At 70.0% G+C, this 19392-nt stretch carries 16 protein-coding genes and 1 riboswitch; of the genes, 5 read left to right on the top strand and 11 right to left on the bottom strand.

Going from position 1 to position 19392, the window contains the following annotated elements; all coding sequences use genetic code 11:
* Positions 1–125: 125 nt before the first annotated feature.
* Positions 126–1106 carry a DNA polymerase III subunit delta gene (holA, locus tag AB5J62_RS09785; protein WP_370947842.1) on the bottom strand — a complete coding sequence of 327 codons (981 nt, stop codon included), beginning with the start codon at positions 1104–1106 and terminating at the stop codon, positions 126–128.
* Between the two features lie 136 nt (positions 1107–1242).
* Positions 1243–1376: riboswitch (SAM riboswitch) on the top strand.
* An 11-nt stretch (positions 1377–1387) separates the two neighbouring features.
* Here holA and thrC point away from each other — a divergent pair.
* On the top strand, positions 1388–2662 hold the full coding sequence (thrC, locus tag AB5J62_RS09780) for a threonine synthase (RefSeq protein WP_370947840.1): 1275 nt from the start codon (positions 1388–1390) through the stop codon (positions 2660–2662).
* 52 nt (positions 2663–2714) lie between these two features.
* Here thrC and AB5J62_RS09775 read toward each other — a convergent pair whose 3' ends face one another.
* The 7 genes from AB5J62_RS09775 to nadD all read right to left on the bottom strand — a co-directional run bounded on the left by AB5J62_RS09775 (position 2715) and on the right by nadD (position 9295).
* Entirely contained in the window at positions 2715–5099 is a 2385-nt protein-coding gene (locus tag AB5J62_RS09775; protein ID WP_370947838.1) for a ComEC/Rec2 family competence protein, read from the bottom strand.
* Positions 5096–5848 carry a helix-hairpin-helix domain-containing protein gene (locus AB5J62_RS09770; protein WP_370947837.1) on the bottom strand — a complete coding sequence of 251 codons (753 nt, stop codon included), beginning with the start codon at positions 5846–5848 and terminating at the stop codon, positions 5096–5098. Before AB5J62_RS09770 ends, AB5J62_RS09775 begins: the two co-directional genes overlap by 4 nt.
* Positions 5849–6023: 175 nt before the next feature.
* Positions 6024–6878: a DegV family protein gene (locus AB5J62_RS09765; RefSeq protein ID WP_370947835.1), complete on the bottom strand. Its 855-nt coding sequence runs from the start codon at positions 6876–6878 to the stop codon at positions 6024–6026.
* Positions 6879–6887: 9 nt separating this feature from the next.
* A complete protein-coding gene (octT, locus tag AB5J62_RS09760) occupies positions 6888–7598 on the bottom strand; it encodes a diglucosylglycerate octanoyltransferase (RefSeq protein ID WP_370950221.1) in 711 nt (236 codons plus the stop codon).
* Positions 7599–7617: 19 nt separating this feature from the next.
* A complete protein-coding gene (locus AB5J62_RS09755; protein WP_370947833.1) occupies positions 7618–8232 on the bottom strand; it encodes a histidine phosphatase family protein in 615 nt (204 codons plus the stop codon).
* Positions 8232–8636 carry a ribosome silencing factor gene (gene rsfS, locus AB5J62_RS09750; RefSeq protein ID WP_370947832.1) on the bottom strand — a complete coding sequence of 135 codons (405 nt, stop codon included), beginning with the start codon at positions 8634–8636 and terminating at the stop codon, positions 8232–8234. The genes AB5J62_RS09755 and rsfS overlap by 1 nt, the downstream gene beginning before the upstream one ends.
* Positions 8637–8701: 65 nt before the next feature.
* Positions 8702–9295: a nicotinate-nucleotide adenylyltransferase gene (nadD, locus tag AB5J62_RS09745; RefSeq protein WP_370947830.1), complete on the bottom strand. Its 594-nt coding sequence runs from the start codon at positions 9293–9295 to the stop codon at positions 8702–8704.
* A 277-nt stretch (positions 9296–9572) separates the two neighbouring features.
* Here nadD and AB5J62_RS09740 point away from each other — a divergent pair, with 277 nt between their 5' ends.
* The 3 genes from AB5J62_RS09740 (at position 9573) to argS (ending at position 14836) form a co-directional block, all read left to right on the top strand.
* Entirely contained in the window at positions 9573–11678 is a 2106-nt protein-coding gene (locus AB5J62_RS09740; protein ID WP_370947828.1) for a RecQ family ATP-dependent DNA helicase, read from the top strand.
* Between the two features lie 136 nt (positions 11679–11814).
* Positions 11815–13095, top strand: a complete 1281-nt coding sequence (locus tag AB5J62_RS09735; RefSeq protein WP_370947827.1) for an MFS transporter — start codon at positions 11815–11817, stop codon at positions 13093–13095.
* A gap of 40 nt (positions 13096–13135) precedes the next feature.
* Positions 13136–14836, top strand: a complete 1701-nt coding sequence (gene argS, locus AB5J62_RS09730) for an arginine--tRNA ligase (protein ID WP_370947825.1) — start codon at positions 13136–13138, stop codon at positions 14834–14836.
* On the opposite strand, the gene AB5J62_RS09725 is transcribed toward argS, so the two are convergent.
* A complete protein-coding gene (locus AB5J62_RS09725) occupies positions 14833–16098 on the bottom strand; it encodes an FAD-dependent oxidoreductase (RefSeq protein ID WP_370947823.1) in 1266 nt (421 codons plus the stop codon). The genes argS and AB5J62_RS09725 overlap by 4 nt on opposite strands.
* A gap of 98 nt (positions 16099–16196) precedes the next feature.
* Between AB5J62_RS09725 and AB5J62_RS09720 the strand changes: the two genes are divergently transcribed.
* Positions 16197–16799, top strand: coding sequence for a TetR/AcrR family transcriptional regulator (locus AB5J62_RS09720; protein WP_370947821.1), 603 nt, complete (start codon positions 16197–16199; stop codon positions 16797–16799).
* Here AB5J62_RS09720 and proB read toward each other — a convergent pair.
* Positions 16782–17888, bottom strand: a complete 1107-nt coding sequence (gene proB, locus AB5J62_RS09715; protein WP_370947819.1) for a glutamate 5-kinase — start codon at positions 17886–17888, stop codon at positions 16782–16784. The two genes, AB5J62_RS09720 and proB, sit on opposite strands and share 18 nt — an antisense overlap.
* Entirely contained in the window at positions 17885–19327 is a 1443-nt protein-coding gene (gene obgE, locus AB5J62_RS09710; protein ID WP_370947818.1) for a GTPase ObgE, read from the bottom strand. Before obgE ends, proB begins: the two co-directional genes overlap by 4 nt.
* Between the last annotated feature and the right edge of the window lie 65 nt (positions 19328–19392).

Raw genomic sequence — 19392 nt, 5'->3', positions numbered from 1 at the left:
CACAGGCGGACGACGCGTGTTCATGGATGGACGACACGCGTACCTGGACGGACGGCACGCGGGCCTAACGAGTCGGCACGCGAGCCTGAGGAGTCGGCACGCGAGCCTGGCGGGTCGGCGCGGGGTTACTGGGTGGCTTTGGCGGCGGCGACCTGGAGGACCGCTCGCTCGAGGGCGTAGTTGGCGTCGGCGGCCGCGCCCTTCACGTCGGCGTTGAGGCGGGCGACTATGCGCATGGCGTCGGCGAGGCCGGTCTGGTTCCAGCCTCGGGCCTGGCCCTGGGCCTTGCGGATCTTCCAGGGCGGCATGCCGAGTTCGCCCGCCATCTGGTTGGGGTTGCCGCGGCCGGCGCCGGAGACGCGGGCGATCGTGCGGACCGCGTCGGCGAGCGCGTCGGCGACGAGGACGTGGGGAACGCCGAGCTGCATGGCCCAGCGGAGTGACTCCAACGCCGCGGCGCGGTCACCGGAGACCGCCTTCTCGGCGACGGCGAAGCCGGTGACGTCGGCGCGGCCGCGGTGGTAGCGGCGGACGGCGGCCTCGTCGACCTTGCCGCCAGAGTCGGCGACCAGCTGGGAGGCCGCCGACGAGAGCTCGCGCAGGTCCGAGCCGACGGCGTCCATCAAGGCGACCAGGCCCGCGGCGTCGATCTTGCCGCCCGCGAGGCGGACTTCGTTGCGCACGAAGGATTCCCGCTCGGCGGGCTTGGTGAGCTTGGGGCACTCGGTGATCACCGCGCCCGCCTTCCGCAGGGCCGCAGGTAGCGCCTTGGCGGCCTTGCTGCGGCCGCCTCCGGTGGTCACGACGACGAGCACGATGCCTTCGGCCGGGTTCTTCAGGTACGCGAGCACGGCGTCCGAGATCTCCTGCGAGATGTCCTGCGCCTGCTCCAGCACGATGACCCGGCCCTCGCTGAAGAGCGAGGGGCTGACCATCTCGGCAAGCACCGGGGCTGTGAGTTCGGACACGCGCATCCGGGTGATGTCGGCCGTCGGATCGGCGGCGCGGGACACCTCGAGCGTGGCCTTCACGGCACGCTCGATGAGCAGTTCCTCCTCCCCGAGCACGAGATGGAGCGGCGACGGGGAGGCTGCTGACGCGGTCACGGTGACGATCCTGCCACTAGGCCCCGACATCTCCCGTGCGACTCCTCCGGGTGGGTACCGGTAGCCCGAGCTGATCGCCATGTCGTACGGTGTTACCCGAGTGCGGTGCTGACGCAGCACGCCGACAACCGAATACCGCTCATCCAGAGGGGCAGAGGGAACGGCCCGACGAAGCCCCGGCAACCGGCGTACAGCCCGTCATTCCGCGTTCGCGGGATAGCTGACGATCACGGTGCCAATTCCGGCCCGCTTCGGCGGGGCAGATGAGGAAGGACCTCGCGATGACAGCAACCCTCGGCACGACTTCCGCCACCACCAAGCGCACCCCGGACCTGGGCCGGGCAGTCGAGCTGGTGTCGAAGGAAGAGGGTCACCGTCAGCCACTCGCTCCCGAGTTCGTCTCCGCGGAGGACTTCTCCCCGCTCGAGGTCGCCTACGACTTCGGCAAGATCCGCCGCGAGGACATCGAAGCAGGCCCCAAGAACATTTGGCGCTACAAGAACCTCCTCCCGGTCCCCTCGAACGTCGAGGAGATCCCCAACACCGAGCCCGGCGGCACCCGCCTGGTCGAGGCGCGCAACCTCGCCAAGGCGCTGGGCGTGCGCAAGCTCTGGGTGAAGGACGACACCGGCAACCCGACGCACTCCTTCAAGGACCGCGTCGTCGCGGTGGCGCTGGCCGCCGCCCGCGAGTTCGGCTTCACCACGCTGTGCTGTCCGTCGACCGGCAACCTGGCCAACGCCGTCGCGGCCGCCGCCGCCCGCGCGGGCTGGGACTCGGTCGTGCTCATCCCGAAGACGCTGGAAAAGGCCAAGATCCTCACCACCGCCGTGTACGACGGCGCGCTGATCGCGGTCGACGGCAACTACGACGACGTGAACCGGCTCGCGACCCAGCTGGCCGCCGAGAACGAGACCTGGGCGTTCGTCAACGTGAACGTCCGGCCGTACTACTCGGAAGGTTCCAAGACGCTCGCTTTCGAGGTCGCGGAACAGCTGGGCTGGCGCATCCCCGAGCAGATCGTGGTGCCGATCGCCTCCGGCTCCCAGCTGACCAAGGTGGACAAGGGTTTCCGTGAGTTCGGGCAGCTCGGCCTGGTCGAGGCGAGCCCGTACAAGGTGTTCGGCGCGCAGGCCACCGGCTGCTCCCCCGTCTCGGCCGCCTTCCGCGCAGGCCACGACACGATCCAGCCGGTCAAGCCGGACACGATCGCCCGCTCGCTGGCCATCGGCAACCCGGCCGACGGCCCGTACGTGCTCGACGTCGTCAACCGCACCGGCGGCGCGATCGAGGACGTCACTGACGAAGAGGTGGTCGAGGGCATTCGCCTGCTCGCCCGCACCGAGGGCATCTTCACCGAGACCGCGGGCGGCGTCACCGTCGCCACGGCGAAGAAGCTCATCGAGACAGGCAAGCTCGACCCGGACGCCGAGACCGTCCTGCTCATCACCGGCGACGGTCTCAAGACCCTCGACGCCGTCGAAGGCAAGATCGGCCCGCTGGCCACCGTGCCGCCGTCCGCAGACGCGGTGCGCGAAGCTCTCCAGAAGCGCTGATGTGGTCGTGAGTGTTGGCGGCGGTCAGAACCGTCGCCAACACTCACGAGCCTTAACGTCTGCGGCGCGACACCACTGGGCCTCCTTGGTCCGCCAGCACGGCGACGTCTCCATCGGTGTCGGTTCTGGTCACCAAGGCGCCCACCGCGGCGAGGGTGTCCAAAGTGGACTTCGCGGGGTGGCCGTATCGGTTGCCCGCGCCCACGCTGACCATCGCGACGCGGGGCTCGACGGCCGCGAGGAACTGCGGCAGCGAATAGCGTGAGCCATGATGCGGGACCTTCAGTACGTCCGCGCGTAATGCGTCACCCTCCTCCAACAGATCCGCTTGGGCGGCCAGTTCGACGTCACCGGTCAGCAGCACCCTGCCCGCCGAGGTCGCCGCTCGCAGGACGACCGAGGCGTTGTTGATCGCCGTGCCGTTCTGCTGGTCGGCGCTGCGCTGGGTGACGTAGTGCGGGCCCAGCACGTCGATCGTGAGCCCCGGCCAGTCCAGGCGCTGGCCGATCGTGAGTTCGGCGAGCGGAATCCCTTGGCGTCGCGTGGTTTCCTCGATCTGGCGCCAGGCCCAGCTCGGCGCTCGACCAGGGCCGACCGCGACCGCGCCGACCGCGCGGCCCTCGAAGACCGAGGTGAGCCCGCCGATGTGGTCGGCGTGCAGATGGCTGATGATCAGTAGCGGAATCCTTTCCACACCAAGCCTTTTCAGGCATTCGTCGACCGGGCCCGGTTCCGGGCCGGTGTCGATCAGCACCGCGCGTCCCGGCTCGGCCGTCGCCAGCACCACCGCGTCTCCCTGGCCGACGTCACAGGTGACCATCGCCCAGTTCCCCGGCGGCCACGCGGGCGCGACCAGCTTCGGCGGCACGAACACCAGCAGCACGAGTACCAAGAGCACCGCCAGCACGATCCGTGACTTCCGGCGCCGGAACACCAGCCAGATCGCCACCAGCGCCAGCACCGCGAGCAGGCCGCCTGCCCAGCCACCGGGCCACGGAACGACCGCGCCTGGCGCACGGGCCGCGTGCCTCGCGACGGTGATCAGCCAGTCGGCCTCCGGTTCGGCCAGCGCCACCAGCACCCGCGCCGCGCCGGGCCAGAAGGTCGCCACGACCGTCGCGAACACGGTGAGCACCGTCGCGGGCGCGACCACCGGCGCCGCGACAACGTTGGCTACCACCGACACCAGACTGAGCTGACCTGCCATGCCCGCCAGTACCGGCGCCGTCACCACGAAGGCGGCGAGCGGCACCGTCAGCCCGGCAGCGAACCCGGCAGGCAAGCCACGGCTGGTCAGCGCCTCGGCCCAGCGCGGCGCGAGCAGCACCAGCCCGGCCGTGGCGAGCACGGACAGCGCGAACCCGAAGTTCACCGCCATGGCCGGGTCGTAGACCAGCAGCCCGCACACGGCGACCGACAGGGCCGACAGCACCGAACCCGACCGGCCGAGCGCCAGCGCGAGCAGGCCGATCCCGCCCATCACCCCGGCCCGCAGCACGCTCGGATCGGGCCCGGCGAGCACCACGAACCCGGCCAGCGCCGCGCCGGCCGCCACCGCGGAGAACCGCGGCCCGCGCCGGAAAGCCCGCAGCAGCACCAAGATCGCACCGCACACGATGGCGACGTTGCTTCCGCTGACGGCGGTCAGGTGCGTCATCCCCGCGGCGAGGAACTCGCGTTCCACCCGCGGCGACAACGCGCTCGTGTCCCCGATCGCGAGCCCAGGCAGCAGCCCGGCGGCCTCCTCGGACACGCCTTCGCATGCCTTCCTGAGCCCGGCTCGCATCGTCTCGGCCACCCGCTGCCACCACGGCGCGCCGCTCACCTCGCCCGGCGGGCCGCGCACCGAAACCACGGCGACCGTGAGCGTGGTGCCCTGGGTGGACGGGGTGAGCGTGCCGGTGGCCGTCACGCGCTGGCCGGGCAGCAGCTCCAGCCAGCCCGCGACCGGCGCGATCAGCAGCACCCGCCCGGTCGAGGCCACCGGGCGCCCGGCGACCTCGACCCGGTCGAGTTCCGCTGACAGCAACACCGACCGGGTGCCTGCCTGCATGCCCGCGAATCCGGCGCCGCGGATCGGCCGTGGCCGATCGGTCAGCACCACCCTGGCCACCGCCGTGTCCCCGCGGACCGCGAGCGGGCGGACCGCGTCCTCCTCGGCACGGAGCAGCCGGATCGCGAGCGGCCCCGCCATCACGAGCGCGCAGACGAGCAGCGCCGCGCCCATGGCGAAGAAGGTCGGATCACGGCCCCGGAACCTGACGACGACCACGATCGCCGCCAGCGCGGTCAGCACGCCGCAGACGAGCGCCATCCACCAGCCGAACATGGCGGCGGTGAGGGTGCCGAGCCAGATCGAGATCGCCGCGGGCAGGAGCCTGAGGTCGTGTTGGGTGTCTGCCGCGACGGGCACTGCCCAGCGTTTCGGCGGCTTCATGACACAGCCACCTGATCACGCAGCTTCGAGAATTTCCCTTCTCCTATGCCATCCACGTCGCGTAGTTGCTCGACCGAGGTGAACCGGCCGTGTTTCGTGCGCCAGTCGAGGATGCGTTTCGCCATCACCGGGCCGACGCCGGGCAATGTGTCCAGCTGCTCGGCCGTCGCGGTGTTGAGGTCGACCTTGGCGGGCGCGCCGTCGGCGGGCGCGACGCCCACCGGCACCGGCACACCGACCGCGATCTGCTCGCCGTCGGCGAGTTTGCGCGCCAGATTGAGGCCTGCGAGGTCGACGCCGGGCGACGGGCCGCCCGCTTTGGCGACCGCGTCGGCGACGCGGGCTCCCGCGGGCACCGTGACCAGGCCGGGACTGGCCACCTTGCCGACCACGCTGACCACCAGCTCGGGCGGCGCGGCCACCACCGCCTTCGCGGCGACCGGGCTCGCGGACGGCAGCGCCGGCGGACTCTCGTGCGGCTCGGGATCGCCGAGCAGCACGACACTGATGAGCACGACGCCCACCACGCTCGTGAGCGCGGCGGCGACCGCGAGGCGCCGGCGACGGACTGAGCCGGGCGCGCCTGCCACCGAAGCGGGCAGCCAGCGCTCCACCAGCCTGCCGACGGGTGTGCCCCGTGCGGGATGGATTCGGGTTTCCTGGTCCGCGGCCTCGGCTTTCGACGAGGCCTGTGCGGCCAGCTGGACCAACTGGGGTGAGCCCGGTTCGCGGGCGGATCGGTCGAACACACGATCGACGTTAGGGGGTTTGGCGTGGGCGGGGCCAGCGAGGATGAGGGGAGCTGTGGATAAGTGGGTGAATGTGGACAAGTCGGGGCTGGGCGGTGCGCGGGCGGGGGTTTTTGTCGGGGTGGTGTGCTATACGAGCGGGAGCGGCCACTGGCGACGGCGAAAAGTGTTGTGGCTAAAGGGTTTTCGTCATGCGCTGAATGACGACGCCCAGGACGCCAGGCCCGGTGTGCGCGCCGATGACCGCGCCGAGTTCGGAAACCACGCAGCCGCCGGAACTCGGGATCCGTTCTTCGAGGCGGTTCGCCAATTCCACCGCCCGCTCAGGGGAAGCGAGGTGGTGCACGGCGAGTTCGACGTCGTCCGAGCCTGCGGCGTTGACCGCCAGTTCCACCAGCCTGGCGATCGCGCGGTTCATCGTGCGGACCTTTTCCAGCGGAAGGATGCGGCCCTCCGACATGTGCAGCACCGGTTTGACGGCCAGCGCGGTGCCCAGCAACGCGGCAGCGGGGCCGATCCGCCCGCCACGGCGGAGATGTTCGAGCGTCTCCACCACGAACAGGGTTTCCGAGCACTTGGCCGCGGCGACGGCGGCGGCTTCCACCTCGGCGGGCGACGCGCCGTCGGCGGCGGCGTTCGCGGCGTGGAGGGTGGCAAAGCCGAGCCCCATCGCGGTGGTGCGGGAGTCGACGATGCGCACCCGGTCGGGGCCGACCTCCTGCGCGGCCAGCACGGCCGCTTCCCAGGTACCGGAGAGCTCGCGCGAGAGATGGACCGAGACGACCGCGTCCGCGCCGTCGGCCAATGCCTGCCGGAAAACGGCCACGAACTCGCTCGGGGTCGGCCGCGACGTGGTCACGATCTTGCGGGTGCCGAGCGCCTCGGCGAGCGCCACGGGACCGACTTCGATCCCGTCGAGCGCGGTGACGCCGTCGATGAGGACGTGCAGCGGGACGACCCGTATCGAATGCCGGTCTGCGAAGCCCTCCGGCAGGTGGGCTGTGGAATCCGTGACAACGGCGACCGGCACGCGGTCAGCCTACGGTGCCGAGGGCAGCAATGGCTTGATCAGGTCGGCCATGGCATGGCCGACATCGGTGTGGCCTTCCCAGCCCCAGTGCATGCCGTCGGGATTGCCCCGGCCGCCGAGCACGTGGTCGCCGACCACCGAAGCCAGGTCCAGCATCGGCACGCCCGCCTTCCGCGACCAAGCTGTCATCGCCGCGGTGGCGCCCGCCCTCGCCGTGTGCACGCGGCCGTAGGAGGCGGCGCGATGGACGCTGGGCAGCATCCCGACGATCGGCAGCGTCGGCCGCAGCACGCGCAGCGCGTCGACGGCCGTGTCGAGGTAGTGGACGGTCAACTTCGCGGGAAGCACCGCCGGCCTCCCCCGGGTCAGCCGGGCAAGCCACGGCTGCGCACCGAGATAACCCTTGCGAACGACGCGGCGAAGCGGGTCGGGCCGCAGGTAGCGCAGGCCCATCCGCAGGTAGGTCGGCAAGGGTGACGGCAACGTGTCCATGCTGCCCACCGCGAAGACGACGGCGTCGGCGTGGTGCAGCTCGGCCCAGACACGCGGGTCGCCGGTGATCGACCACCAGGCGTCGCGGGCCGTCCAGCCGAGGCCGGCGACCAGATCGGCGCTGCCGCCGAGCGCTTCGGCCATCACGTTCGGCCAGATCCGCGCGTCGTCGGCGGGGAGGCCGCCCTTGGGGCCGTGGAAGCAGAGCGAGTCGCCGAAGACGAGCAGTCGCGGCGACTTGCGGTCGTTAACCGGTCATCCCGGCGTTGTACGCGTGCAGCCGCCAGATACCGTCGCGCCTGCCCAGCTCGACCCAGTGGCAGTTGGCGATGCCGCCGAGCGTCGGCCAGGTTTCGACCGGCAGGCCGAGCAGCCGCGCGGTCAGCGCGATGATCAGGCCGCCGTGCGTGGCCAGCAGCACCGTGTCGCCCGGGTCGCCGCCGTCGCGCTGCAGGTCGAGCACGACCTCCTGCGACCGGTTGGCGACGTCCACCCGGGACTCGCCGCCGGGCGGCGCCCAGGTCGAATCGAGGCGCCAGCGCTCACGCTCGCCCGGGTACGACTGGTCGACCTCTTCGCCGGTCAGTCCTTGCCACTCACCGAGATGCGTCTCGCGCAAGCGCTTGTCGATGCGCAGCGGGACGCCGATGCCTTCGGTGAGCACCGTCGCCGTGTCGGTGGCGCGGCGCAGGTCCGACGCGATGACCAGGTCGGGGGAAAACCGCGCCAGCGCGGGCACGGCGAAACGCGCCTGGTTCCAGCCGATCGGCGTCAACGCCGAGTCAAGGTGGCCCTGCATCCGGCCGGCGGCGTTGTAGTCGGTCTCGCCGTGCCGCCACAGCACCAGGCGCTTCACGGTCACTACGCCCCTTGTCCCTCGGCCGCGTCCTCGTCGGCGGGTGCGAGTTCCAGGCCTTCGACCTCGATCTGGGGGCAGTCCTTCCACAGCCGCTCCAGGCCGTAGAACGAACGCTCCTCCTGGTGCTGGACGTGCACGACGACGTCGACGTAGTCCAGCAGGACCCAGCGGCCCTCACGGGCGCCTTCGCGGCGGACGGGCTTGTGGCCGTCCATGCGGAGCTTCTCTTCGACGTTGTCGACGATCGAGCCGACCTGGCGCTCGTTGGCCGCGGAGGCGATGACGAAGGCGTCGGTGATGACGAGCTGGTCGGACACGTCCAGCACGACGACGTCGCTGGCCTTCTTGTCCGCCGCCGCGTGGGCGGCCGCTATGGCCAGCTTTCGTGCCTCGGACGTGGCTACCACAGTGCTCCCTCGGGTATTCGGATATGCCAGCTGAGGGTACCGGGCCGGTCCGACGTGCCCGAAAGCTACTGGTCGGCGCGATAGAGGCGGCGCTTGTCGATGTAGCGCACGACACCGTCGGGGACGAGGTACCAGACGGGCTCGCCCTTCTCGACGCGCTTGCGGCAGGCCGTCGAGGAGATCGCCATCGCGGTCACCTCGATCAGGCTCACCTTGCCGCTCGGCAGATGGTGCGAGTTGAGCCGGTAGCCGGGCCTGGTGACCCCGATGAAATGCGCGAAGTCGAAGAGCTCGTCGGCGTTTCGCCAGGTCAGGATCTGTTCGAGGGCGTCGGCGCCGGTGATGAAGAAGAGCTGGTCGTCCGGGTACTCGGCGTGCAGGTCGCGCAGGGTGTCGACCGTGAAGGTCTGGCCGCCGCGGTCGATGTCGACCCGGCTGACCGAGAAGACGGGGTTGGACGCGGTCGCGATGACCGTCATCAGATAGCGGTCCTCGGCCTTGGTGACGACGCGGTCGCTCTTCTGCCACGGCTGGCCGGTGGGGACGAAGATCACCTCGTCGAGCCCGAAACGCGACTGGACCTCACTGGCCGCGACCAGGTGGCCATGGTGCACGGGGTCGAAAGTGCCGCCCATGACCCCGATCCGCCGTGGTGACATGAGAGCGCAGCCTAAATGACCGCGATGGCCGGCGCGAAGTGGTACTGGCCGGAAACGCGGTGCGTGGTGTGGCCTCCCCGCTCCCCGGTAAAGGCTTCGCCACGCACCGCGCTCGACCGGCGGCCTGGGGGAACCGTCGGGTGCAATCACCCGTTACGGGGCTTGCACGTGAGGGAGAGTATTCCCACCCGGTTCTATGACGCTCCGCGATAATGTGATCTGAGTCACATGCATGCCCCGGCCGAGAACTGTCGGACCGATGGGGTAAGCCTGGAGCGTGGACACAAACGCACTCCGCGAGCGGGCCGAGACCCTCCTGCGAGCCTTGGCGGGCGAATCGGCGACGCTGCGCGAAGACCAGTGGACCGCCATCGAGGCGCTCGTCGCGCATCGCAGGCGCGCGCTCGTGGTGCAGCGCACCGGCTGGGGCAAGTCGGCGGTGTACTTCCTCGCGACCGCGCTGCTGCGTGAGCAGGACGCCGGGCCGACGGTGATCATCTCGCCGCTGCTCGCGCTGATGCGCAACCAGATCTCGGCGGCCGCGCGCGCCGGTATCCACGCGACCACGATGAACTCCGCCAACGTGCAGGAGTGGGACAACGTGCAGGCGCTCATCGCGGGCGGTGAGGTCGACGTGCTGCTGGTGAGCCCGGAACGGCTCAACAACCCCGATTTCCGCGATACCGTGCTGCCGAAGCTGACCGCCACCGCCGGGCTGCTGGTCGTCGACGAAGCGCACTGCATCTCCGACTGGGGCCACGACTTCCGGCCCGACTACCGGCGCCTGCGCACGCTGCTCACCGACCTGCCGGAGGGCGTGCCGGTGCTCGCCACCACGGCGACCGCCAACGACCGGGTGGTCACCGACGTCTCCGATCAGCTCGGCATCGGCACGGGCACCGGCACGCTCGTCCTGCGCGGCCCGCTCGACCGCGAAAGCCTGCGGCTGGCCGTGTGCGCGTTGCCGACGGCGCAGGCGCGGCTGGCCTGGCTCGCCGAGCATCTCGACGAGCTGCCCGGTTCCGGCATCATCTACACGCTGACCGTCGCGGCGGCGCACGACGTGGCGAGCCTGCTGGCCGACCGCGGGTACACCGTCGCGGCGTACACCGGCAAGACCGAGCCAGCCGACCGCGCGGCCGCCGAGGACGACCTGCTGGCCAACCGGGTCAAGGCGCTGGTCGCGACGTCCGCGCTGGGCATGGGTTTCGACAAGCCGGACCTGGGTTTCGTCGTGCACCTCGGCGCGCCGTCCTCCCCCATCGCGTACTACCAGCAGGTCGGCCGTGCGGGTCGTGGCGTGCAGCGCGCCGAGGTGATCCTGTTGCCCGGCAGCGAGGACCGGGAGATCTGGGCGTACTTCGGTTCGCTCGCCTTCCCCAGCGAAGCCAGGGTCACCCAGGTGCTCAGCGCGCTGGCGGACGCCGGCCGTCCACTGTCGACGGCCGCGCTGGAGCCGATGGTCGAGCTTTCCCGGTCCAGGCTGGAAATGGTGCTCAAGGTGCTCGACGTCGACGGCGCCGTGCGCCGCGTCAAGGGCGGCTGGGAGAGCACCGGACGGCCGTGGAGCTACGACGCGGAGCGGTACGAGCGCGTCGCCGTCGCCAGGAACACCGAGCAGCAGGCGATGCTGGACTACCAGCAGACCCCGGGCTGCCGCATGGAGTTCCTGCGCCGCCAGCTCGACGACCCCGAGGCCGCGCCCTGCGGCCGGTGCGACAACTGCACCGGAGAGCATTGGCAGGCAACGGTTTCCGCCGAATCCGTGCGGTCGACGGAACAGCGGCTGCAGCGGCCCGGCGTCGACGTCGATCCGCGCAAGATGTGGCCGACGGGCATGTCCGGGCTCGGCGTGCCGTTGTCCGGCAAGATCCCGGCGGGCGATCAGTCCGCGCCGGGGCGTGCGCTGGGCCGGTTGACCGACGTCGGCTGGGGTACGCGGCTGCGCGAGCTGGTCGGGCCGTCCGCCGGCGACGGCGAGGTGCCGGACTCGGTGTTCGACGCGTGCGTTTCGGTGCTCGCGTCGTGGAAGTGGGAGCAGCGGCCGGTGGCCGTGGTCGGGATTCCGTCGGTCACCCGGCCGACACTCGGCGACGACCTGGCGCTGCGCCTGTCGGCCATCGGCAGGCTGGAGTACCTCGGGACGCTCGCCGCCGACGGGCCGCCGCCTCGGCAGGCGAACAGCGCGCAGCGGCTGGCGGACCTGTGGCGGCGGCTGAGCCTGCCCGACGACGTGGCCGCCCGAGTCGCCGCGCTGGACGGGCCGGTGCTGCTGGTCGACGACTTCATCGACACCGGGTGGACGATGACGCTCGGGGTGCGCCTGCTGCGGCAGGCGGGCGCTCCGGCGGTCCTGCCTTTCGCTTTGGCGACAACGGCTTGAATGGGTCGTGAGTGGTATTGCCGGTTAGAACCGGCCGTACCACTCACGACCCTCGCGTCCGGATCGTGGTGAACCACTTCCCGGATAGCGGGGCATCTGGCAAAGTGCCGTCCACTGAGCGTGGAGGTGGCCGGACGTGGTGGTGGAGACGCAGGTCGAGCATCGGCTGCCGGTGCGCAAGCTGTTCGCGGCGAGTGTCGGGAACGCGCTCGAGTGGTTCGACTGGACCATCTACGCGACGTTCAGCATCTACTTCGCGACCGCGTTCTTCCCGGCGGGCAATGACGCGCTGGCGCAGATCAACACCTTCGCGACGTATGCCTTGGCGTTCTTCTTCCGGCCGCTCGGCGGGGTGCTGCTCGGGCGGTTCGCGGATCTGAAGGGGCGTAAGCCCGCCATGATCCTCACCATCGTGCTGATGGCGGGTGGGTCGGTGGCGATCGCGATCCTGCCGACGTACGCGCAGGTGGGGTGGCTGGCGCCGATCCTGCTGCTGCTCGCGCGGGTCGCGCAAGGGCTTTCGCTCGGCGGTGAGGTGTCGAACGCTTCGGCCTATTTGGCCGAGATCGCGCCGAAGGAGCGGCGGGGCCGGTATTCGGCGTTCTTCTACATCTCGACCGGGTCGGCGGTGCTGGTCGCGTCGGTGCTCGGGTTCGTGCTGTCGAAGACGATGAGCAAGGCCGACCTGAGCTCGTACGGCTGGCGGATCCCGTTCCTGCTCGGCGGCATCCTCGGGCTGATCGGGTTGTGGCTGCGGCGGAGTCTCGCCGAGACCGAGCAGTTCGAGCGGAACCGGGAGAAGGCCGAGAAGGTCAAGCGTCCGCTGCTGCTCACCATCAAGGAGCACCCGAAGGCGGTGGGCCAGATCGTCGGCGTCAGCATGCTGTCGACGCTGTGCTACTACACCTTCTTCAGCGCGCTGACCCCGTTCGCGGTCACCACGCGCAAGGCCGACGCGGTGGACGTGTTCCTCGCGCTGTCCATCGCGACCGCGTTGTTCGTGGCGCTGCAGTATCCGATGGGCGCGCTGGCCGACCGGCTGGGGCGCAAGCCGCAGCTGCTGGTGTGGTCGGCGGCGACGGCGGTCGTGATCGTGCCGCTGTCCACTTTGGTCAAGCCGGGGTTCTGGAACCTGCTGGTCGTCTTCTGCGTGGGGCTGGCGTTGTACACGGCGATGACCTCGATCGCGCCCGCGCTGATGAGCGAGCTGTTCCCGACCGAGCTGCGCGGGCTCGGGATCGGCGCCTGGTACAACCTGACGGTCGCGTTGTTCGGCGGGACCGCTCCGCTGGTCATCAAGCTGCTGTCGAACGCGGGGCTGTCGACGGTGTTCTTCTGGTACGTCGCCGCGGGCGCGGCCATCGCGTTCGTGGTGATCTCGCGGCTGCCGGAAACGAAGGCCAGCGAACTGAAGTAAACGATTCGACCACACCGTCACCACCGGCTACGGTGCGCGCATGAACAGCGACCTCGGCACAGAGCTGGCTGGGCGGGTCACCCGCGCCATCCAGGCGACGACAGGATTGGCGCTCACTCACGAAGAAGCGCTGGTCCGACCGTCCGCTCGCGCCGGGGTCGACTATCAGTGCGACGTCGCGATGAGCCTCGGCAGGAAGGTCGGCAAGGCGCCGAGGGAGATCGCGGCGCAGCTCGTCGAGCACCTGGACTCCGCCGACCTGCTGGCCGAGGCCGTCGTCGCCGGGCCGGGGTTCGTCAACCTCGTGCTGAGCGCGGAGGCCTTGCAGGGCAAGGCGAACGCGTTGCTCGGCGATCCCAGGTTCGGGGTGCCCGCGGTCGAGCCTCGGCGGATCGCGATCGACTACGGCAGCCCGAACGTCGCCAAGGAGATGCACGTCGGGCATCTGCGCTCGGCCATCATCGGCGACGCGCTCGCGCGGATGCTGCGGTTCGCCGGGCACGAGGTGCTCCCGCACAACCATCTCGGCGACTGGGGCACGCCGTTCGGCATGCTGATCGAGCATCTGCCGGAGGTCACCGGCGACATCGCCGACCTCAACGCGTTCTATCGCGAGGCCAGGGCCCGGTTCGACGCCGATCCCGAGTTCGCGGACCTGGCCAGGAAACGGGTCGTGCTGTTGCAAAGCGGCGACGAGGCGACGCTCGCGAGCTGGCAGAGGCTGGTCGACGAATCGCTCAAGCACTTCGACGCGGTCTACGAGCTGCTCGGCGTCGGGCTGACGCGGGACGACGTCTACGGCGAGAGCTTCTACAACCCTTACCTCGACGGGATCGTCGAGGCGCTCAAAGGGATTTCCGAGATCAGCGACGGCGCTGTGTGCGTGTTCCCCGACGGGTTCACGAACCGGGAAGGCGACCGGCTTCCGCTGATCGTGCGGAAACGCGACGGTGGCTACGGGTACGCGGCCACCGACTTCGCCACGTTCCGGTACTGGACCGGCGAACGGGGCGCGACCGACCTGCTCTACGTCGTCGGGACGCCGCAGGCGCAGCACTTCGCGATGCTGTTCGCCGTGTGCCGCCAGGCAGGCTGGCTCACCGACGAGCAGCACGCGGAACATCTCGGCTTCGGGTCGGTGCTCGGCGAAGACGGCAAGATGATGAAGACCAGGGCGGGCAAGTCGATCCGGCTGGTCGAGCTGCTAACGGAGGCCGTCGAGCGGGCCGCCGCGATCGTCGCCGAGCGGAGCACGCTGCCGGAAACCGAGCAGGCGGCCGTGGCGCGGGCGATCGGCATCGGCGCGGCGAAGTACGCCGATCTGTCGAGCGACCGCGAGCGGGACTACACGTTCAGCTATGACCGGATGCTGGCGATGGAAGGCAACACCAACGTCTACCTCCAGTACGCCAACACTCGGGGCCGGAGCATTCTCGCTAAGTCCGAGGAGGACGGCGGGCCGATCCTGCTTACCAAGCCGCAGGAACGCGAGCTGGTGCTGACACTCCTGCGGTTCCCTAGCGCTTTCGCAAGCGCCCTGGAGAGCTACGCGCCTCACAAGCTGTGTACGTATCTCTATGAGCTTGCGACGGCGTTCTCGCAGTTCTACACGCATTGTCACGTGCTCAAGGAAGAGAACGCCGAGGTCAGGAAGTCCAGGTTGTCGCTGGCCCGCCTGTCCTCGGACGCTCTCGTGCTCGGGCTGTCCTTGTTAGGCATCGAGACGCCGCAGCGGCTCTAGTCTTTCTGGTCGGCGAACATGCGACGCTTCAGCGGCGGCACCGCCTCGATGAAGCGGAACATGCTCTTCGCCATGGTGCGGCCGACGCGGTTCTCCGACACGAACTGCTCGGCCGCCTTCAGAGACGTGCGCACCGCCTCGAAGCCGTAGTCGCGCATCCTGGCTTCGTAAAGCGAAACGGCCTCAGCGACGGTCATGTCGCCGAAGGAAGCCGCGACCAGGTAGCGGCACAACAGCTGTGCGTCCCGCAGCGCGGTGTTGGCGCCGATGCCGCGCATCGGCGTCATGCTGTGGATCGCGTCGCCGAGCAGGGTGACCGACGAGGTCGGCCACGGCTCGACCGGCTCCGAGGTCAGGATCGTCATCAGCGAGATCGAGCCCTCCGGTGACTCGGACACCATCCGCACGAAGGCGGGATGCCAGGCCTCGACTTGGTCGAGCACGGCCCGCTTCAGCGCCGCGCCGTCCATTTCGGACAGACCGTCGGCATAACGCCTGGTGCTCGCACCGTAGGCCCACATGACGTAGCTACCGGTGTTGTCGAACAGCACGTCGTCGACCTCGGCCGAGCCGTCGTTCTCGCCGCCGTCGAACTCGTGCGGCGCGGTGAAGAAGCCGCAGCCGCGCGGCGGCAGGATGCTGTTCGGGCCGTCGATCAGCCGCGCGGGCACGAGCTTGCGGGTTTCGTCGGTCAGCGGGAACTTGCCCGCGATGGCCCGGATGCCGGTGTCGACGCGCTTCGCGTACGGCAGGAATTGCTTGCGCACGCGGGAATTCGCGCCGTCCGCGCCGATCACCAGGTCGGCTTCGGCGGTGGTGCCGTCCTCGAAATGGCAGACCACGCGGTCTTTTTGCTCGTAGCGGACGAAGGTCTTGTCGTAGTGCAGCACGTCTTCGAGCCCCGACGACAGCACCTGGTGGAGCGTGATCCGGCTGACGCCGTGGTGCGCGTTGACCGGATCGGGGCTGGAGCTCAGCTCGTTTTCGATCCGCATCAGCTCGGTCAACTGCTCGGTGAGGAACACGTAGTCGCCACCGCGCTTACTGGTCGTCTCGACGAACCGCCGCCACAGCTTCGGCGGCAGGCACTCGTGCAACGCGGCCGCGCCGTGCGGGTTGAGGTGCACGCGGTAGCCCTGCAGCCGCTCGGTACGCGTGCGGCTGCGCTCGTACACGGCGACGCTGATGCCTGCCTCGCGCAGGCCGTGCGCCAGGCAGAGGCCACCCGTGCCCCCGCCGATGATCGCCACGTGAAAAGTCATTTCGCTACCCCCTGGTCTCGTTGGTAGGCCCACTATCAACCGGATGGATGATTAAGTCAACCACTGGTTTGATTGAGTCATCGGCTAGGCTGACCCACGTGACACCCCGTAGAGCGCCGGCCGAACGGCAACGCGACCCCGAGCGGACGAAGGCGAAGATCCTCGAAGCCGCGAAGGTGGAGTTCGGCGCGAAGGGGTACGCGGCGACGCGCGTCAGCGATATCGCGGACCGCGCGGGCGTCAACAAGCAGCTGATCTCGTACTACTTCGGCGGCAAGGAAGGCCTGTACAACGAGCTGACCGCGTCGGGCTATCGGAACAACTCGGCGATCACCGACCCGGCGATGCCGCTGGCCGAGGTGTTGCGCCAGTTCGTCCACGTCGGCCCCGCGGATCCTGACGCGGCGCGGCTGTTCGTCTGGGAGAACCTGGAAAACAGCGACGTCGGCTTCGAAGCCCAGCGCGAGTTCATGCAACGACAGGTCGAGTACGTGCGCGCCAGGCAAACGGCCGGGGACTTCTCCGCCGATCTCGACCCCGGATTCCTGCTACTCGCGCTCATTTCGGCGGCGAGCGCGCCGTTCGCGTTCGCGCGCGTGGCTCGGGCGGCGACCGGCCTCGATCCCACGTCGCCGGAGTTCACCGAGGCCTACGCCGAGCAGATGACCCGGCTCGTGAAGCAGCTAGCGGAGCGGGACTAGGTCGTCGGCGTGCACGACCTCGCGGCGCTGCTCGGCCGGGAGTTCGTGGCTGGAGCGGCCGACGAGGTCGGGCAGCTCGGCAGCGTCGAAGCCGACGACGCCGCGCGCGACCACACGACCGGCCTGGTTGGCGAGATCGACTACGTCGCCTGCCTGGAAATCGCCTTCGACACCCGTGATTCCGGCAGCCAGCAAGGACCGGCGGCGGCGGACGACCGCGGTGACCGCGCCGTCGTCGAGCTTGAGCACACCGCTCGGGTCGGCCGCGTAGCCGAGCCAGAACCGGCGCGCGGAAAGCCGGGAATCGGCGGCGGCGAAAGCCGTGCCGACATCGGCCGAAGCGAGCGCTTTGCCCGCGTCCGCGGCGGAAGCGAGCAGCACCGGGATGCCTGCGCCCGCGGCCGTGCGAGCCGCGGCGAGCTTCGAGACCATGCCGCCGGTGCCGAGGCCCGAGCTGGACATGCCGACGGTGATTCCGTCCACATCGGACGGTCCGTTGACTTCGGCGATCTTGCGAGTGGCGCCGTCACGGGGATCCCCGTCGTACAGAGCGTCCACATCGGACAGAAGGACGAGCGCGTCGGCGCCGATGAGGTGCGCGACCAAGGCGGCGAGGCGGTCGTTGTCGCCGAAGCGGATCTCTTCGGTGGCAACGGTGTCGTTCTCGTTGACGACCGGAACCGCGCCCAAGGCGAGCAGCCGGTCGAAGGTGCGCTGGGCGTTGCGGTAATGCGCGCGCCGGACGACGTCGTCGGAGGTCAGCAGCACCTGGCCGACCGTGAGCGAATACCGGCCGAACGACTCGGCGTACGCGTGCGCCAGCGCAAGCTGGCCGACGCTGGCCGCGGCCTGTTGGCTCGGCAGGTCACGCGGGCGCTTGGCCAGCGACAGCGGCGCGAGGCCGGCGCCGATCGCGCCGGAGGAGACCAGCACGACCTGGCAGTCGCGGGCGATGCGCTCGCACAGCGCGTCGACCAGCGCGTCGAGCCGGGAGACGTCGAGTCCGTCCCCGGCCGTGGTCAGCGCCGAAGAGCCGACCTTGACCACCAGGCGCCTGGCTCCGGCGATCGCCTGCCGGGTCGCGCTCACTCGCCGTCCATCTCGTCGGGCCCGTCACGGCGGATCCGGCGGGCCTTCTTGCGCTCGGCCGCACCGATCCGGTTGTTGTTCTCGAGGCGGATGTCCGTGCCGCGGCCGGTCATCATGGCGGCGACGCCCGGCGTCGACGGCTCCCACTCGAACTGCACGTCGCCGATGGTGACCGGGCTGCCGGGCTGCGCGCCCATCTTGGCCAGCTTGTCCTCGACGCCGAGGCGGTTGAGCCGGTCGGCGAGGTAGCCGACGGCCTCGTCGTTGCCGAAGTCGGTCTGGCGGATCCACCGCTCGGGCCGGTTGCCCCTGACGATGAAGGCGCCCTCTTCGTTCGGGTCGTCGACGACGGTGAACTCGTCCTCGTTGACCGCCTTCGGCCGCACGACGACCTGCTCCGGCTCGGCCTCCGGCTGGTCGGCGCGGTACTTCTCGACGACGGCGCCGAGCGCGAACGTCAGCTCACGCAGGCCCGCGCGCGAAGCGGTCGAGATCTCGAACACCGGCAGGCCGCGGGCTTCGAGCTCGGGCTTGACCATCTCGGCCAGTTCGGCGGCCTCGGGGATGTCGATCTTGTTGAGCACGGCGACGCGGGGCCGGTCGGCCAGGTCACCGCCGAGCGCGGGCGTGTAGCGCGCGAGCTCTTCCTCCAGCGCGTCCACATCGGACAGCGGGTCGCGGCCGGGCTCGAAGGTCGCGCAGTCGATGACGTGCACCAGCACCGCGCAGCGCTCGATGTGGCGCAGGAAGTCCAGGCCGAGACCCTTTCCCTCGCTGGCGCCCGGAATCAGGCCGGGGACGTCGGCCATGGTGAAGACGACCTCGCCCGCGGTGATCACGCCGAGGTTGGGCACGAGTGTCGTGAAGGGATAGTCGGCGATCTTCGGCTTCGCGGCGGACAGCACGGAGATCAGCGACGACTTGCCTGCCGACGGGAAGCCGAGCAGGCCGACATCGGCGACGGAGCGCAGCTCCAGCACGAGGTCGCGCTCTTCGCCCGGCTCGCCGAGCAGCGCGAACCCGGGCGCCTTGCGGGCCTTGGACGACAGCGCGCGGTTGCCGAGGCCACCACGCCCGCCCTGCGCGGCGACGAAGGTGGTGCCCGCGCCGATGAGGTCGGCGAGGATCTCGCCGTCCTCGGTCATCACGACCGTGCCGCTGGGCACGTGCATGGTCAGGGTCTCCCCCGCCGCGCCCTGGCGGTCGTCGCCTGCGCCCTGCTTGCCGTTGCCGGCGCGGGCGTGCGGACGGAAGTGGAAGTCGAGCAGCGTGTGGACGTTCGGGTCGACGACCAGCAGCACGTCGCCGCCGTTGCCGCCGTTGCCGCCGTCGGGGCCGCCGAGTGGCTTGAACTTTTCGCGGTGCACCGAGGCGCAGCCGTGCCCACCGTCGCCCGCGGCCAGATGAATGACCGCGCGGTCAACGAACCGGGACGCCATGGGAACTGCCTCTCTGCCTACGAAAAAGATCTACTACAAACAAAACGAGGGGTGGCACCGGATAT

This window comes from Amycolatopsis sp. cg5, from assembly GCF_041346955.1.
Lineage (GTDB): Bacteria > Actinomycetota > Actinomycetes > Mycobacteriales > Pseudonocardiaceae > Amycolatopsis.
This window is presented reverse-complemented; position numbering and strand designations above follow the sequence as displayed.

What these genes read in the sequence shown, in the direction of transcription:
- AB5J62_RS09775 (WP_370947838.1), bottom strand. Translation starts at nt 5,099, where the DNA reads ATGAAGCCGCCGAAACGCTGGGCAGTGCCCGTCGCGGCAGACACCCAA.
- AB5J62_RS09725 (WP_370947823.1), bottom strand. Translation starts at nt 16,098, where the DNA reads ATGACTTTTCACGTGGCGATCATCGGCGGGGGCACGGGTGGCCTCTGC.
- argS (WP_370947825.1), top strand. Translation starts at nt 13,136, where the DNA reads ATGAACAGCGACCTCGGCACAGAGCTGGCTGGGCGGGTCACCCGCGCC.
- obgE (WP_370947818.1), bottom strand. Translation starts at nt 19,327, where the DNA reads ATGGCGTCCCGGTTCGTTGACCGCGCGGTCATTCATCTGGCCGCGGGC.
- nadD (WP_370947830.1), bottom strand. Translation starts at nt 9,295, where the DNA reads ATGTCACCACGGCGGATCGGGGTCATGGGCGGCACTTTCGACCCCGTG.
- thrC (WP_370947840.1), top strand. Translation starts at nt 1,388, where the DNA reads ATGACAGCAACCCTCGGCACGACTTCCGCCACCACCAAGCGCACCCCG.